Source organism: Kineosporia babensis (assembly GCF_021129305.1).
Classification (GTDB): Bacteria; Actinomycetota; Actinomycetes; order Actinomycetales; family Kineosporiaceae; genus Kineosporia; species Kineosporia babensis.
Window position 1 is genome coordinate 574428 of record NZ_JAJOMB010000001.1, and the last position, 14516, is coordinate 588943.

At 67.8% G+C, this 14516-nt stretch carries 16 protein-coding genes; 11 read left to right on the forward strand and 5 right to left on the reverse strand.

All coding sequences use genetic code 11. The features are described 5' to 3' along the window. Positions 1 to 22 precede the first annotated feature (22 nt). Genes LR394_RS02660 through LR394_RS02670 form a run of 3 tightly spaced genes read left to right on the forward strand, consistent with a single transcriptional unit; the run spans position 23 to position 2425 of the window. Positions 23 to 1234 (forward strand): endonuclease, encoded by a 1212-nt coding sequence (locus LR394_RS02660; protein ID WP_231438701.1) that lies wholly within the window; start codon positions 23 to 25, stop codon positions 1232 to 1234. 48 nt (positions 1235 to 1282) lie between these two features. Further along, positions 1283 to 1984, forward strand: a complete 702-nt coding sequence (locus LR394_RS02665) for an alpha/beta fold hydrolase (protein WP_231438702.1) — start codon at positions 1283 to 1285, stop codon at positions 1982 to 1984. 27 nt (positions 1985 to 2011) lie between these two features. Next, positions 2012 to 2425, forward strand: coding sequence for a Fur family transcriptional regulator (locus tag LR394_RS02670; RefSeq protein ID WP_231438703.1), 414 nt, complete (start codon positions 2012 to 2014; stop codon positions 2423 to 2425). Here the strand turns inward: LR394_RS02670 and LR394_RS02675 are convergent. Both LR394_RS02675 and LR394_RS02680 read right to left on the reverse strand, forming a co-directional pair. Further along, entirely contained in the window at positions 2422 to 2997 is a 576-nt protein-coding gene (locus LR394_RS02675; RefSeq protein WP_231438704.1) for a mismatch-specific DNA-glycosylase, read from the reverse strand. The two genes, LR394_RS02670 and LR394_RS02675, sit on opposite strands and share 4 nt — an antisense overlap. A gap of 9 nt (positions 2998 to 3006) precedes the next feature. Beyond that, positions 3007 to 3384, reverse strand: a complete 378-nt coding sequence (locus LR394_RS02680; protein WP_231438705.1) for a DoxX family protein — start codon at positions 3382 to 3384, stop codon at positions 3007 to 3009. A 109-nt stretch (positions 3385 to 3493) separates the two neighbouring features. On the opposite strand from LR394_RS02680, the gene LR394_RS02685 reads away from it, so the two are divergent. Further along, positions 3494 to 3976 carry a MarR family winged helix-turn-helix transcriptional regulator gene (locus LR394_RS02685; RefSeq protein WP_231438706.1) on the forward strand — a complete coding sequence of 161 codons (483 nt, stop codon included), beginning with the start codon at positions 3494 to 3496 and terminating at the stop codon, positions 3974 to 3976. On the opposite strand, the gene LR394_RS02690 is transcribed toward LR394_RS02685, so the two are convergent. Next, the gene (locus LR394_RS02690; protein WP_231438707.1) at positions 3973 to 4833 is read right to left on the reverse strand and encodes a PP2C family protein-serine/threonine phosphatase; all 861 of its coding nucleotides are present in this window, start codon (positions 4831 to 4833) and stop codon (positions 3973 to 3975) included. The genes LR394_RS02685 and LR394_RS02690 overlap by 4 nt on opposite strands. A gap of 187 nt (positions 4834 to 5020) precedes the next feature. Continuing rightward, on the reverse strand, positions 5021 to 5296 hold the full coding sequence (locus LR394_RS02695) for a helix-turn-helix domain-containing protein (protein WP_231438708.1): 276 nt from the start codon (positions 5294 to 5296) through the stop codon (positions 5021 to 5023). A gap of 59 nt (positions 5297 to 5355) precedes the next feature. Between LR394_RS02695 and map the strand changes: the two genes are divergently transcribed. The 4 genes from map (at position 5356) to LR394_RS02715 (ending at position 10092) form a co-directional block, all read left to right on the forward strand. Next, entirely contained in the window at positions 5356 to 6132 is a 777-nt protein-coding gene (map, locus tag LR394_RS02700) for a type I methionyl aminopeptidase (protein ID WP_231438709.1), read from the forward strand. A gap of 192 nt (positions 6133 to 6324) precedes the next feature. Then, complete coding sequence (gene ilvD / locus LR394_RS02705; RefSeq protein WP_231438710.1) at positions 6325 to 8172, forward strand: dihydroxy-acid dehydratase; 1848 nt, start codon at positions 6325 to 6327, stop codon at positions 8170 to 8172. 204 nt (positions 8173 to 8376) lie between these two features. Continuing rightward, on the forward strand, positions 8377 to 9561 hold the full coding sequence (locus LR394_RS02710) for a trypsin-like serine peptidase (RefSeq protein WP_231438711.1): 1185 nt from the start codon (positions 8377 to 8379) through the stop codon (positions 9559 to 9561). Between the two features lie 21 nt (positions 9562 to 9582). Beyond that, a complete protein-coding gene (locus LR394_RS02715) occupies positions 9583 to 10092 on the forward strand; it encodes a hypothetical protein (protein WP_231438712.1) in 510 nt (169 codons plus the stop codon). A 4-nt stretch (positions 10093 to 10096) separates the two neighbouring features. Here LR394_RS02715 and LR394_RS02720 read toward each other — a convergent pair whose 3' ends face one another. Continuing rightward, positions 10097 to 11113, reverse strand: a complete 1017-nt coding sequence (locus tag LR394_RS02720; RefSeq protein WP_231438713.1) for a LacI family DNA-binding transcriptional regulator — start codon at positions 11111 to 11113, stop codon at positions 10097 to 10099. Positions 11114 to 11344: 231 nt separating this feature from the next. On the opposite strand from LR394_RS02720, the gene LR394_RS02725 reads away from it, so the two are divergent. Genes LR394_RS02725 through LR394_RS02735 form a run of 3 tightly spaced genes read left to right on the forward strand, consistent with a single transcriptional unit; the run spans position 11345 to position 14504 of the window. Further along, positions 11345 to 12727 carry an extracellular solute-binding protein gene (locus LR394_RS02725; protein ID WP_231438714.1) on the forward strand — a complete coding sequence of 461 codons (1383 nt, stop codon included), beginning with the start codon at positions 11345 to 11347 and terminating at the stop codon, positions 12725 to 12727. Continuing rightward, the gene (locus LR394_RS02730) at positions 12724 to 13668 is read left to right on the forward strand and encodes a carbohydrate ABC transporter permease (protein ID WP_231438715.1); all 945 of its coding nucleotides are present in this window, start codon (positions 12724 to 12726) and stop codon (positions 13666 to 13668) included. Before LR394_RS02725 ends, LR394_RS02730 begins: the two co-directional genes overlap by 4 nt. Continuing rightward, positions 13665 to 14504: a carbohydrate ABC transporter permease gene (locus LR394_RS02735; protein ID WP_231438716.1), complete on the forward strand. Its 840-nt coding sequence runs from the start codon at positions 13665 to 13667 to the stop codon at positions 14502 to 14504. The genes LR394_RS02730 and LR394_RS02735 overlap by 4 nt, the downstream gene beginning before the upstream one ends. Positions 14505 to 14516 lie beyond the last annotated feature (12 nt).

Sequence of the window (14516 nt, forward strand, 5' to 3'; positions counted from 1 at the left end):
TTGCAGATGATCGGAGCCGCTCGTGACTACCGCACCGGGCCGCACAGCCTGGCTAGCTCTTCCCGTTGCTCTGCTGATCGGCCTGACCGGCTGTTCTGCGGAGCCGACCGCCACCGTGGCCCCCGACCTGCCCACCGCCGAGCAGGTCGCCCAGGCGTCCCCGCTGACCGTGGCCCAGGCCATCGACCTGAACAACGGCAGCAGCGAGAGCGTGCGCGGCTACGTGGTGGGCCAGCCGACCAACGCCGACAAGGTGCTGACCGGCAACTTCACCGCCGACACGGCCATCGCCCTGGCCGACTCGGCCGCCGAGACCGATCCCGCGGCGATGCTCTTCGTGCAGCTCACCGGCGCCTACCGCAGCGAGTTCGGGCTGCAGTCGAACCCGGCCGGGCTCGGCACCCAGCTGGACGTGACCGGCACTCTCACGGCCTATTTCGCGCATCCGGGCCTGAAGTCGCCCACTGCCCTGGCTCTCGCCGGCGCCGGTGGTGGCGCTGGGGAGACCACCCCGACCACCCCGACCACCTCCGCCACCAGCAACCCGGGCGACTACTACGCCGCGGCCGAGGGAAAAACCGGCAACGACCTGCACCAGGCGCTGCACCAGATCATCTCCACCGACGCGCAGGCGCTGTCGTACAACGCGGTCTGGGACGCCCTGAAGGTCACCGACGAGGACCCGAAGAACTCCGGCAACGTGATTCTGCTGTACAGCGGCACCAGCCGGTCGAAGAGCCTGAACGGCGGCGATCCGGACGACTGGAACCGCGAGCACGTCTGGGCCAAGTCGCACGGGGACTTCGGCACCGCCACCGGCCCGGGCACCGACCTGCACCACCTGCGCCCGGAAGACGTCACGGTGAACGCCGACCGCAGCAACAAGGACTTCGACGACGGCGGCAGTGAATCCGGCGAGGCCCCGGGCAATTTCACCGACAACGACTCCTGGGAACCGCGCGACGCGGTGAAGGGCGACGTGGCCCGGATGATCTTCTACATGGCCGTGCGCTACGACGGCAACGACGGTTTCGCCGACCTGACCCTGGACGAGAACACCACCGGTGGCAAGGCCCCGCGCTTCGGCAAGCTGTCCACCCTGCTGGAATGGCACGCCGAGGACCCGCCGGACAGCTTCGAGCAGCGCCGGAACGACCTGATCCACCAGCGTTTCCAGAACAACCGTAACCCGTTCATCGATCACCCGGAATGGGCCGCGGAGGTCTTCGGCTGAGCGCAGAAACTCTGCGTTTCGGTCGGACCCGTGGGCTAGCCTCGTTCCATGACAACCATTTTCACCACTTCTGGCGGCGTCGGGATCAGCTACTCCGACACCGGCACGCCGGAGGGCCCGGTGCTCGTACTGCTGCACGCCCTGGGCGACAGCCAGGCCAACTGGCAGCCCGTGCTGCCGGCGTTCGAGGCCGGGCACCGGGTGGTGAACGTGACGCTGCGGGGGCATGCGCCCAGCGCCTATCCCGGTGATTACAGCTACCAGACCATGTTTGCCGATGTGGTCGAACTGCTCGATGCGCTGAAGCTGCAGAAAGCCACCGTGCTCGGGCACTCGCTCGGCGGCATGGTGGCCTATCAGCTCGCGGTGGAGCGGCCCGATCTGGTGGCCCGGCTGATCACCGAGGACGTGGCGCCGGGCGACCCGACGCCGCCGCGTGAGCTGCCCGAGCGGCCGGAGGGCGAGCTGCCGTTCGACTGGGAGATGCTCAAGGCGATCCGCCCGCAGGTCGATGCGGGGGCGCTGGAGCTGCGCGAACAGCTGAGCACCGTGGCCGCGCCGACCCTGCTGATCGGCGGGGGCGCCAGCAGCACCGTGCCCCAGGCCTGGCTGGCCGAGGCGGCGGCCCGAATCCCCGAGGCCGAACTGGTCACCGTGGGCGGTGGGCACTTCGTGCATCAGGAGCTCCCGCAGGAGTTCACCGCCGCAGTCCTGGCCTGGCTGGAGCGACACCCGGTTCTTTTGACATGATCAAAAGAACTTGCGCATAGTGGAGGCATGACGGATCCCACGGCCCTGCTGCGCGGCGCCGGCCTGCGCAGCACTGCGCCGCGCCGCGCCGTCCTCGAGGCTTTGCTCACCCGGCCGCACTCCACCGCCGCCGATCTGTCGCAGGCGGTCGGTGGCCAGCTGTCCAGCCAGACCATCTACAACGCGCTGGACGATCTGACCAGCTCAGGCCTGGTGCGCCGGATCGAGCCGGCCGGGTCGCCGACCCGCTACGAGACCCGGGTCGGCGACAACCACCACCACGTGGTGTGCCGGTCCTGCGGCACGGTGGCCGACGTGGACTGCCACACCGGGCAGGCGCCCTGCCTGTCGCCCGCGGCCGCGCCGGGTTTCGCCCGGGTCGACGAGGCCGAGCTGATCTGGTGGGGCACCTGCACCGATTGCGCCCTCAGCCAGGCTTAAATCGTGATGCCGGCCGCGATCGCGACCTCGCGGAACTTCTCGGCCAGCTCAGGTAGTTGCACACTCGCGTTCAGCCCGCTGGGGTTGGGCAGTACCCAGACCTCGGCGCCGCGCAGATTTCCCTCCTGCCGACCGGCTTTCGCCTTGGGTTTCGCGAAGGCCGTTCGGTAGGCGGTGATTCCAAGAAAAGCCACTACCTTGGGACGCTCGCGAGCCACGAGTTCGTCCAGTCGCCGGGCGCCTTCGAGGAGTTCCTCCGGCGCGAGTTCATCGGCGCGGGCCGTGGCCCGGTGGGCCATGTTGCTGACTCCGAGCCCGCGCTCCAGCAGATGCTGCAGGTCTTCCGGGCGGTAGCCGGACGAGGCATCAATCAGCCGGTCGGTCAGGCCGGAGCGGTACAGGGCGGGATAGAACCGATTGCCCCGCCGGGCGAAGTGCGCCTGCACCGCTGCCGTCCACAGACCCGGATTGATGCCCACGAAAAGCAGTTTCAGGTCCGGGGCGAGCAGATCGGCAACCGTGGCGTCGCGATAGGACTCCAACTGCTCCCGAGTGAATTTCGCATCTGCCACCCCAGAAGGTTAGAACGCGTTCGGGCCGAACCGCATGATCGCGACGAACAGGGACAGCAGGCCGAGCACCAGCGCGGGGGCTGCGGCGCCGATTCCTTCACCGCGACGCAGGTGCACCACGACCGCCCCGGCCATCGCCAGGAACAGGCCAGCCGCGGCCAGCGGGGTCAGGATCGGGGCAATGCCGAACGCGGCGGGCAGGATCAGGCCGAGTGCGCCGAGCACCTCGATCGCACCGATCGCCCGGACCTGCCCCTGGGTGAAGTCCTCGGTCCAGGCCATGCCGCTGGCCTGGAGTTGCTCCTTGCTCTTGGCCAGCTTCATCGAGCCGGCCATCGCGAACGCTCCGGCGAGCACGGCCGCCAGCACCCACAGCACTACGTTCATATCTCTTCTCCCATTCGATGACGACTTGATGCTTCAACTGAAAGGTAGGGCTCATGAGTTGAAGCGTCAACTCATTACTGCCCTCTGAGCTGTGGTTTAGTCTGGCCGAATGACAAGCACGGCAGAACCCCGCTGGCTGAACGACGAGGAACGGCAGGCCTGGATGGCGATGGCCGGGATCGTCTTCGCGCTTCCGGCCGCCCTGGACGCGCAGCTGCAGCGGGACGCGGGGATCACGCACTTCGAGTACACGGTGCTGGCGGCGCTGTCCGAGGCTCCGGACCGGAGGCTGCGGATGAGCTACCTGGCACAGCTGGCGAACGGCTCGCTGTCGCGACTGTCGCACGTGGTGAAACGGCTGGAGCGGCAGGGCTGGGTCGAACGGACGCCCGATCCGCAGGACGGGCGTTTCACCGTCGCCCAGCTCACCGAGGCGGGTTGGGACAAGATCGTCGCCACCGCCCCGGGGCACGTCGAAGCGGTACGTGAACTGGTGCTGGACCCGCTCACCCGGGCCCAGGTGAAGCAGCTACGCGAGATCGGGCTCCGGATCACCGGCGGTCTGGGACTGGACATCCCCCGCCGGAGCTAGGCCGTCTTGAGGTACCCGGCGGCCTTGGCCTCGGCAACCTTCTGCTCGGCCGCCTCGATGGCGCCCTCGCCGAGCTCCTGGGCCGAGCCGACGAACTCCCCGTCCCCCGGTCGTTCGTCGTCGTCCACCACGTCGCCCACCACGCAGGTCACGTTGTCCGGAGCACCGGCCTTCAGCGCCAGCGCGATCAGCTTGTCGATCGCCTTGCCCGCATGCTTGGTGCCGGCCAGGACCTTGTGGATCGCATCGCCGGCCACGTAGTCACTCAGGCCGTCGCTGCACAGCAGGTAGCGGTCGCCCGGCTCGGCGTGGTGCAGGGACACCTCGGCGGTGGTGCCGTCGTCCCCGCCGCGCAGCACCCGCAGCAGCACGCTGCGCTGGGGGTGCTGGGGAATCAGCTTGGGGTCGAGCCAGCCCTTGTCGGCCAGCATCTGCACGTACGTGTCGTCGTGGGTGAGCTGGATCATCTCGCGGTCGCGCAGCACGTACGCCCGGGAGTCGCCGACGTTGGTCAGGGCGATCGTGTCGTGGTGGATCAGCATCGCGGTGAGCGTGGTGCCCATCCCGGACAGGCTGGGGTTGTTCTCGATCGCCCGGGCCAGGCGCTGGTCGGCGAACTCGACCGCGCCGCAGATGTCCCGCTCGGGCCCGAACATCGAGAGGTGATCGTCCAGGTAGGCGACCGTGCGGGCGACGATGGCGCTGGCGACCTCACCGAAGTCGTGCCCGCCCATGCCGTCGGCGACCAGGAAGAGCCGGCGGCCGATGAACCCCGAGTCCTCGTTGTTGGTACGGCGCAAGCCGGGATGCGTCTTGACGCACGCACGAATCCGCAGCGCCATTGCGCCTCCGCTCACTCTGCGATCTTGCCGACGAAGATTACTGTTCAACTCCTTTTTGGGCTAGAGCCCAGAAGTGAGCTAAAGGTGTGCAATCGTGACAAGTTGCGACACCTGAACGTTCACTTCGTGCTCCGATCAGGCGTCATCCGACACGCCCGCCACATCGGCCGAACACCGAATGCAACAATTTCGGCGGTTTCACTCAGGCCGAGGCGGCGTCGAGTTCCTCAGCTGCGGCCAGCTCGACCTCGGTCACCAGCGCCGCCAAGTCCAGACTTAGCGCCCCGGCCAGCGCCACCACGGTGAAGAAGGCGGGGGTGGGCACCCGGCCGCTCTCGATCTTGCGCAGCGTCTCCACCGGCACCCCGGCAGCCGCCGCGACCTCGACCATGCTGCGCGCCCCGCGGGCCTCACGCAGCAGGGCGCCCAGCCGGCGGCCGCGTTCACGCTCTTGCGGGGTAAGCATCGGTCGCACCATGACCGTGATACTAATACCGGGATAACAATCACGCTTGCAGTAGGTTCGGAGGCACCACCGTGGTCGAGTACAAGACACCCGGCGAGATCGAGGCGATGCGCGCGGCCGGGGCCGTGGTCGGCGCCGCCCTGACGGCCGTGCGGGCCGAGGCCGCCGTCGGAGTCACCCTGAAGCACCTCGACGAGGTCGCCCACACCGTGATCAAGGAGGCCGGGGCCACCTCCCCGTTCCTCGGCTACACCCCCACCTTCGCCGACACCCCGTTCCCCGGCGTGATCTGCGCATCGGTGAACGACGCGGTGCTGCACGGCTTCCCCACCAAGTACAAGCTGCGCGACGGCGACCTGCTGGCGGTGGACTGCGGCGCCACCCTGGACGGCTGGACCGGTGACTCGGCCATCTCGTTCTGCCTGGGCACCACCTCCGCGGCCGACGCCAAGCTGCTCGAGGTCACCGAGAAGGCGCTGTACGCCGCGATCGAGGCCTCGGTGGTCGGCGCCAAGCTGGGCGACATCTGCGCGCTGATCGGCTCGCACGCCCGCGAGGCCGGGTTCGGCCTGCACACCGACTTCGGCGGGCACGGCGTCGGGCGCACCATGCACGAGGACGGCCCGCACGTGCCCAACGACGGCCGGCCCGGCCGGGGCCTGCGGCTGCGCCCCGGGCTGACGATGGCGATCGAGCCCTGGTTCATGGCCGGCGGGGTGGACGAGTACAAGATCGACGACGACGGCTGGACCATCCGCAGCACCGACGGCTCGAACGGCGCGCACTTCGAGCACACCATCGCGGTCACCGAGGACGGGCCGATCATCCTCACCGCCCGCGACCAGTGACCGTTCAGGAGTACTTCGTGCGGCGCCCGAGTTAGGATCGACGGGTCGCCATAAGCGACCGTCCCCCAGCACCGGGCGCAGACGCGCGTGGCCGACCCGGGCCGCACCGTGCGTCGACCAGACACCTGGCCGCCCTCTTCGGTCCTGCCCCGGGCCGCGGCGGCCTGAAGACGCAGGAAGAAGATCTCCAGGATGAAACAGCTTCGGTCCGCCACCTCGACCATGGGTCGCAACATGGCCGGGGCCCGGGCGCTCTGGCGAGCGACCGGGATGACAGACGGCGACTTCGGCAAGCCGATCGTGGCCATCGCCAACTCGTTCACCGAGTTCGTGCCCGGTCACGTGCACCTTCGCAACGTGGGCCAGATCGTGGCCGAGTCGATCCAGGAGGCCGGGGCGGTCTCCAAGGAGTTCAACACCATCGCGGTGGACGACGGCATCGCGATGGGCCACGGCGGCATGCTCTACTCCCTGCCCAGCCGGGAGCTGATCGCCGACGCGGTCGAGTACATGGTCAACGCGCACTGCGCCGACGCCCTGGTCTGCATCTCCAACTGCGACAAGATCACCCCGGGCATGCTGCTGGCGGCGCTGCGGCTGAACATCCCCACGGTGTTCGTCTCCGGCGGCCCGATGGAGGCCGGCAAGACCACCGCGATCGAGGGCATCGTGCACTCCAAGCTCGACCTGGTGGACGCGATGGTGGCGGCCGCGGACGAGCGGATCAGCGACGAACTGCTGGACACGATCGAGCGCTCGGCCTGCCCGACCTGCGGTTCCTGCTCGGGCATGTTCACCGCCAACTCGATGAACTGCCTGACCGAGGCGATCGGCCTGTCGCTGCCCGGCAACGGCTCCACGCTGGCCACCCACGAGGCCCGGCGTCAGCTGTTCAAGGACGCCGGCACCACGGTCGTGGACATCGCCAAGCGGTACTACGAGAAGGACGACGAGTCGGTCCTGCCGCGCAACGTGGCCAACCGCTCGGCCTTCGAGAACGCCGTGGCCCTGGACGTGGCGATGGGCGGCTCCACCAACACGGTGCTGCACCTGCTGGCCGCCGCCCGCGAGGCCGAGCTGGACTTCACCGTCTCGGACATCGACGCGATCTCGCGCCGGGTGCCCTGCCTGTCCAAGGTGGCTCCCAACTCGCCGAAGTTCCACATGGAAGACGTCCACCGGGCCGGCGGCATCCCGGCCATCCTGGGTGAGCTGAACCGCGGCGGCCTGCTGCACACCGACGTCAAGCCGGTGCACGCCCCGGACATGGAGACCTGGCTGAACGAGTGGGACATCCGCTCCGGCACGGCCAGTGAGACCGCGCTGGCCCTGTTCAAGGCCGCGCCCGGCGGCGTGCGCACCACCGAGCCGTTCTCCACCGAGAACGTTTGGGCCTCGCTGGACACGGACGCGGCCGAGGGCTGCATCCGCGACATCGAGCACGCGTACACGAAGGACGGTGGCCTGGCCATCCTGTTCGGCAACCTGGCCCCGGACGGCTGCGTGGTCAAGACCGCCGGTGTGCCCGAGGCGGTCTGGAACTTCACCGGCACCGCGATCGTGTTCGAGAGCCAGGACGACGCGGTGGCCGGCATCCTCGGCAAGAAGGTCACCGAGGGCATGGTCGTGGTGATCCGCTACGAGGGCCCGAAGGGCGGCCCGGGGATGCAGGAGATGCTGTACCCCACCTCGTTCCTGAAAGGCCGGGGCCTGGGCCAGAAGTGTGCCCTGATCACCGACGGCCGGTTCTCCGGCGGGACCAGCGGCCTGTCGATCGGCCACGTCTCCCCCGAGGCGGCCGGCGGCGGCCTGATCGCCCTGGTGGAGGACGGCGACCAGATCACCATCGACATCCCCAACCGCGGGATCTCGCTGGATGTCGACGAACTCGTCCTGGACGAGCGCCGGGCCGCCCAGGAGAAGCGGGACAAGCCCTACTCCCCGCTCGACCGCCAGCGCCCGGTCTCGGCCGCCCTGCGGGCCTACGCCTCGATGGCCACCGCGGCCAGTGACGGCGCCTACCGCCGCGTGCCGGAGTAGAACCGAGCAAAAAACGAACGCGACGTCCCGGGCCGGGACGTCGCGTTTTGTTTTGCCATCCCATCGTCCCTGACTTACTCGCCGGAATCGCGGCTTTCGGGATTCTTGTCCCTGGTGGCCGGGACATGCCCTTGCGGAGAGTTGTCCCGCCGGCCGAATCGGCCGGTGCAGGGGGAAGCGTGTTCGAGATGATGGGAGAAGCCTGTGTTCTCGTTCCGACACGGCCGACGCCAGGGCCTGGCCCTGACCGTCGCCGCATTCATGGTGGCCGGCCTGGGGGCGTCGGCTCAAGGCGCGGTTTCGGCACCGGGCGAAAGCCCGCGGCCGTTGCTGCCCGAGGCCACCAGCTCCAGTGCCGACCTGACCAAGACGGCAGCGAAGTTCCGCAAGGGCAAGGGTGAAGAGGCCACCGAACGGGCGCTGAAGAAGTTCTGGAGCTCCGAGCGGATGCGCTCAGCCCTCCCGGCCGACCAGCTGCCCGGCCTGGCCGAGGCCGGCTCTACCCAGGAGGGCCTGTCGAAGGCTCAACTGGACGCCGTGGAGCAGGGGCGCAAACCGGCCAACCCGCAGCCCGGCATGCACAACAAGGCCAAGTCGCTGCGGGTGGACAAGGGCCGCTCCGCACCACCTCAGGCGCCGGCCGCCGGTTCCAAGCTGGCCGCGGACAGCGGTACCGGCACCGCTCAGGACCGGCAGCCCCGGGCCTGGGAGCCGGCCAACGCGCAGCTGGCCGCGACCTCCGGGAAGGTCTTCTTCACCGACACCACCAACAACCTCAACTACGTGTGCTCGGGCACCGTGGTGAACAGCGAAGGCCGCAACATCGTCTGGACCGCCGGGCACTGCGTGCACGGCGGTGCTGGCCAGAACTGGCATGCCAACTGGGTTTTCGTTCCCGCCTACTACTACGGAACGGCACCCTACGGTTTCTGGAGCGCCCGGGAACTGTGGTCGCTGGAGGCCTGGACCAACTCGACCGACTTCAGCAATGACCTGGGCGCCGCGGTGCTGTTCCAGAACGACGGGCTGTCGATCGTCGATCGGGTCGGCGCTCAGGGCATCGCCTGGGGCTACTCGAAGGACTACGAGGCCAATGCCTTCGGCTACCCGGCCGCTCCGCCCTTCGACGGTGGCAAGCTCCTCGGCTGCTCCGGGGTCACCGCGCCGGAGTGGGTCTTCGGGCCCTGGTCGGCGAACACCCTGAAGTTGCCGTGCGACATGACCGGTGGGTCGAGCGGCGGAGCCTGGCTACGCTGGTTCGACGGCAACACCGGCCTGGGGTGGATCAACGGCCTGAACAGCTACGGCTACGAAGGAGATCCGCACATGTACTCGCCCTACTTCAGCAGCAACGCCGAGGCTCTCTACAACGCGGTCCGGTACCTCTGAGCCTCGACACCAGGATGAGGAATGAAAACCACCGGTCCAGTTGATGATCCGACTGGCCGGGCGCGCAGCCGGCACCGGGTTCACCGGTGTCGGCTGCAGCGGGTCGCCACCACCGCCCTGATCTGCGCGCTGACCGCCTGCGGGGCCGCGGCACCGCCGGATCGTCCGACCGACCCACCCAGCGTAGGAGCAGAAGTGGAGCCGAACCCCTCGCACCCGGCCCTGGCCCGGAACAAGGCCGTTCCCGACCCGCAGGTAACTGAATTGACACCGCACCCGTGGACACGGGCGATCCCAGCCGCGGACGGCCGTTCGGTGCGACTGGAGTTCACCTCGGCCGGACCGCCCTGCCAGCAGCTCGGCCGGGCCCAGGTCGAAGAGGAAGCATCCACCGTCACCGTGACCCTGCTGGTCGGCCCGCTCCCGGGAGCCGACTGCAGCGGCCGCAGAGCCATGATCGCAGCGCCTTTCGAGATCGTCGTCCCGCTGGAATCACCGTTGGCGGAACGCGAGATCCGCGACGGCAGCTGACTGGCTACTGCGCCAGCGTGCTCTGCCGGGCGATCAGCCGGTGCCCGGCGCGCAGGTCCACGCCGGCCACCGGCTCCTTGCTCTTGATCCGCATCACCAGCCGCTCCACCGCCAGGCGGGCGATCTCCTGCTTGTCGGGAGCGATCGTGCTGATCGTGGGTAGGCCGTAGCGGCCGTCCTCGATGTCGTCGTAGCCGATCACGGCGACATCCTCAGGAACGCGAAACCCTCGGCGCACCAGCGTGTGCACGGCGCCGAGGGCCACCAGGTCGCTGTAGCAGAACACCGCGTCCGGCGGATTCTCCAGCGCCAGAAGTCGTTCCATCGCCTGGGCGCCGTCCACCCGATTGAAGCGGGGAGTTCCGATCACCAGGGATTCGTCGACCGCGAGGCCGGCGGCGGCGTGCGCTGCGCGAAAACCCTTGGTGCGGCGCTGGGCTGCTTCGCCGGTGGGATAGGGCTGGTCACCGATGGCGGCGATCCGGCAGCGGCCCAGCCCGATCAGATGCTGCACGGCCTCGGTCGAGGCGGCAACGTCGTCGATCCCGACGTGGTCGAAATTGGCTTCAGAGGTGCGTTCTCCGAGGACGACCAGGGGCAGGGCGGGGTCCCGGCCGGAGAGGTCCTCCTGGGAAAGGCCGAGCGGGCTGTAGATCATGCCGTCGAAAAGTGCGTGATGCGAGGCCTGACCGATCAGCTGGCCCTCGTGCTCGCGGTCACCGTCGGACTGGTCGATCAGCACGTTGTAACCCTCGCGCCGGGCCACCGGGATGATCGCCTGCAGCAGCTCGGCGAAGTACGGGGTGTCAAGGTAGGGCACCATCACCACGATCTGCCCGGAGCGGCCGGTGGCCAGGTGCCGGGCCAGCACGTTGGGCCGGTAGCCGAGCTGGGCGATCGCCCGCTCCACCTTCTCGCGGGTGAGCTCGGTGACCTTCGCGTAGCCGTTGACCACGTTCGAGACGGTGCGCGGAGATACGCCGGCCAACTCGGCGACGTCACGCAACGTAGCTTCCCTCATGGGCACCCCTCAGTCAGCGCGGCGCCCGTGCGCCTGCCCGTCCATCGTATTTCGGGCAAGTGACCTCTTGTCACCCACCAGAAACTCTAGGCATACTCCTTTGCAGCGCTGCAATCGGCCTCAAACTCGCATACTGCCCGACCAGGCCCGCTAGGGGCCCCACTGTCCATGCGTCACCATGCGTAGTTGCCGACGGCGGCCAGACATGTCATGACCAAAGGAGGCATCGACATGCCCGCGCGTAAAGCCCTGAAAGCAAGCACACCCCTGGTCCTGTTCGCGGCGATCGCCCTGGCGGCCTGCGGAGGCGGCAGCGACGACGGTGGGGGCGGCGGATCCGAGGGCGGGACCGCCGCCGAGGCCACCAACTGCACCAACAAGATCCTGCAGCCGGACGCCAAAAAGGTCCTGGTCTGGGCCTGGTACCCGAACATGGCCAAGGTCGTCGACAACTTCAACAAGGCCAACACCGACGTGCAGGTCTGCTGGACCAACGCCGGTCAGGGCCAGCCGCAGTACGCCAAGTTCCAGACCGCGATCTCGGCCGGCAAGGGTGCGCCGGACGTGATCATGCTGGAGACCGAGCAGCTGGTGGGCTTCGAGATCCAGGATGCACTGGTCGATCTCGCCCCGTTCGGCGCCGACCAGGTCAAGGCGAACTTCAGCGAGGGGGCCTGGAAGGATGTCTCCCAGGGTGATGCGGTCTACGCGATCCCGGTCGACGGCGGCCCGATGGCGATGATCTACCGCAAGGACGTCTTCGACAAGTACGGCATCGAGAAGATCCCCACGACCTGGGACGAGTACGCCGAGGCGGCCCAGCAGATGAAGGACGCCGGCGGCCCGGCCTTCGGCGACTTCGGCAGCAACGTGCCCTCGGCGGTGACCGCGCTGATGATCCAGAAGGGCGCCCAGCCGTTCCAGTACGACCTCTCGGACAAGCAGAACATCACGATCAAGCTGGACGACCAGGCGACCAAGGACGTCCTCACCTACTGGGGCGACCTGGTCGCCAAGGGTCTGATCGGCAAAGAGGACCAGTTCAACACCGACTACATCACCGGCATGGTCGGCGGTAAGTACGCCACCTACGTCTCGGCCGCCTGGGCGCCGGGCTACCTGACCGGTCAGGGCGTGGGCCAGGGCAAGGACAGCGGCAACTTCGCCGTCGCCCCACTGCCGCAGTGGGATCCGGCCAACCCGGTCTCGGTGAACTGGGGCGGCTCGACCTTCGCGGTGACCAGCCAGACCGGCGACAAGGAGGCCGCGGCCAAGGTGGCGATGGAACTGTACGCCGACGACGCCTCGCTGGAGGACGGCTGGAAGACCCAGACCATCTTCCCGCTGAACCAGAACGTGCTGAAGTCGGACGAGTTCGTCAACGCCGAGGTCGAGTTCTTCGACGGCCAGACCGCGAACAAGGACATTTACGTCCCGGCCGAGAACGCCTACGCCGGAGCCGTCTACAGCCCGTTCACGGTCTACTACTACGCCCAACTGCAGGCCCAGATCGCGAAGATCAACGCCGGGCAGGTCACCGGTGAACAGGCGGCCACCGATCTGCACGCCGAGATCGTGAAGTACGCCAAAGGCCAAGGCTTCAACGTGAAATGACCGATCTCCAGACCACCACCCCGGTAACCCCCGCCCGAAAGACCCGGCTGCCGCGAGCGTCCCAAATCAGGAAGCGTGACCAGATCGGCTGGCTGTTCACCCTGCCGTTCCTGGTCGTGTTCATCGCCTTCCTGGTGGCGCCGCTGCTGTACGCCGGGTACCTCAGCCTCTACACCAAGGGCCTGGCCACCGGCACCACCTTCGCCGGGATCGACAACTACACCCGCGCGTTCGGCGACCCGTCGTTCCGCAAAGGCCTGTGGTTCGTCCTCAAGTTCAGCCTGGTGGTGATCCCGCTGCAGATGCTGGTGGCGCTCTTGGCCGCCCTGCTGCTGGACGAGATCACCGGACGGCTGGCCGGTTTCAGCCGTCTGATGATCTTCCTGCCCTACGCCGTCCCGGCCGTGATCGGCGCGCTGATGTGGGGCTTCCTCTACAGCCCGAGCTTCGGCCCGCTGGAGCAGATCGCCTCGTTGTTCAACGTGCAGGCACCGTTCCTGCTCAGTCAGGGCAACGTGTTCTACGGCCTGCTCAACGTGGTCACCTGGCAGTGGTCGGGCTACTACATGATCATTATCTACGCCGCACTGAAGGGCATCGATCACACCCTGTTCGAGGCGGCCCGGATCGACGGCGCCAGTTCCCCGCAGATCGCCCTGCGGATCAAGGTGCCGCTGGTCTGGCCCGCCCTGGGGGTGATCCTGATCTTCTCGCTGATCGGGACCCTGCAGTTCTTCGCCGAGCCGCAGATCCTGCGCAACATCGCCAACGGCTCGATCACGCCGGACTTCACCCCGAACATCTACGCCTACGAAACCGCTTTCAACTACGCCCAGTTCAACTACGCCTCGGCCATCTCGTTCACGCTCGGCTTCGTGGTGTTCCTGGCGGTCGGCCTCTTCATGTTCGCCACCCGTAAGCGAGGAGGCCTGTTCTCATGAATCGCGTCGGGGTAAAGCTGGGTCTGCTCGCCCTGGTCTGCTACTTCCTGCTGCCGGTCTGGTGGCTGGTGGTGGCCAGTACCAAGAACGGTCAGGGCCTGTTCTCCGGGTCCAGCGCGCTGTGGTTCGACGGTTTCCACCTGTTCGAGAACCTGAAGAACCTGTTCAGCTTCAACAACGGCGAATACCTGCGCTGGCTCGGCAATTCGGTGCTCTACGCGGGGGTCGGCGGGCTGGGCTGCACGGTGATCTCGGTGCTGGCCGGCTACGGCTTCGCGCTGTACCGGTTCACCGGTCGCTCGGTGTTCTTCGCCGCGGTACTGGGCTCGGTCATGGTGCCGCTGACCGCCCTGGTGATCCCCACGTTCGTGATGTTCTCGAACGCCGGGCTCACCGACACCATCTGGGCGGTGATCCTGCCCTCGCTGCTCAGCCCGTTCGCGGTGTACCTGATGCGGGTCTACGCGGCGAACTCGATCCCCGACGAGCTGATCGATGCGGCCCGCATCGACGGCGCCGGTGAGCTGCGGATCTTCTGGCAGGTGGGGTTCCCTCTGATGCGGCCCGGGGTGATCACCGTGCTGCTGCTGTCGGTGGTCTCCACCTGGAACAACTACTTCCTGCCGCTGATCATGCTCTCCAGCTCCAAGCTCTACTCGCTCCCGGTCGGCATCGGCCTGTGGTCGCAACTGGCCACCGCGAACAACAACAGCGGGCAGTCGCTCTGGACCCTGATCATCGTCGGTTCGCTGGTCTCGGTCGTCCCCCTCGTCATCGCCTTCCTCACCCTGCAGCGGTACTGGCAAGGCGGCCTGACGATGGGCAGTCTCAAGTAGCTCTTGAAGGAG

Coding starts and splice junctions, on each gene's coding strand:
- LR394_RS02665 (WP_231438702.1), top strand. CDS start 1,283: ATGACAACCATTTTCACCACTTCTGGCGGCGTCGGGATCAGCTACTCC.
- LR394_RS02670 (WP_231438703.1), top strand. CDS start 2,012: ATGACGGATCCCACGGCCCTGCTGCGCGGCGCCGGCCTGCGCAGCACT.
- LR394_RS02680 (WP_231438705.1), bottom strand. CDS start 3,384: ATGAACGTAGTGCTGTGGGTGCTGGCGGCCGTGCTCGCCGGAGCGTTC.
- LR394_RS02685 (WP_231438706.1), top strand. CDS start 3,494: ATGACAAGCACGGCAGAACCCCGCTGGCTGAACGACGAGGAACGGCAG.
- LR394_RS02695 (WP_231438708.1), bottom strand. CDS start 5,296: ATGGTGCGACCGATGCTTACCCCGCAAGAGCGTGAACGCGGCCGCCGG.
- ilvD (WP_231438710.1), top strand. CDS start 6,325: ATGAAACAGCTTCGGTCCGCCACCTCGACCATGGGTCGCAACATGGCC.
- LR394_RS02715 (WP_231438712.1), top strand. CDS start 9,583: ATGAAAACCACCGGTCCAGTTGATGATCCGACTGGCCGGGCGCGCAGC.
- LR394_RS02720 (WP_231438713.1), bottom strand. CDS start 11,113: ATGAGGGAAGCTACGTTGCGTGACGTCGCCGAGTTGGCCGGCGTATCT.
- LR394_RS02725 (WP_231438714.1), top strand. CDS start 11,345: ATGCCCGCGCGTAAAGCCCTGAAAGCAAGCACACCCCTGGTCCTGTTC.
- LR394_RS02730 (WP_231438715.1), top strand. CDS start 12,724: ATGACCGATCTCCAGACCACCACCCCGGTAACCCCCGCCCGAAAGACC.
- LR394_RS02735 (WP_231438716.1), top strand. CDS start 13,665: ATGAATCGCGTCGGGGTAAAGCTGGGTCTGCTCGCCCTGGTCTGCTAC.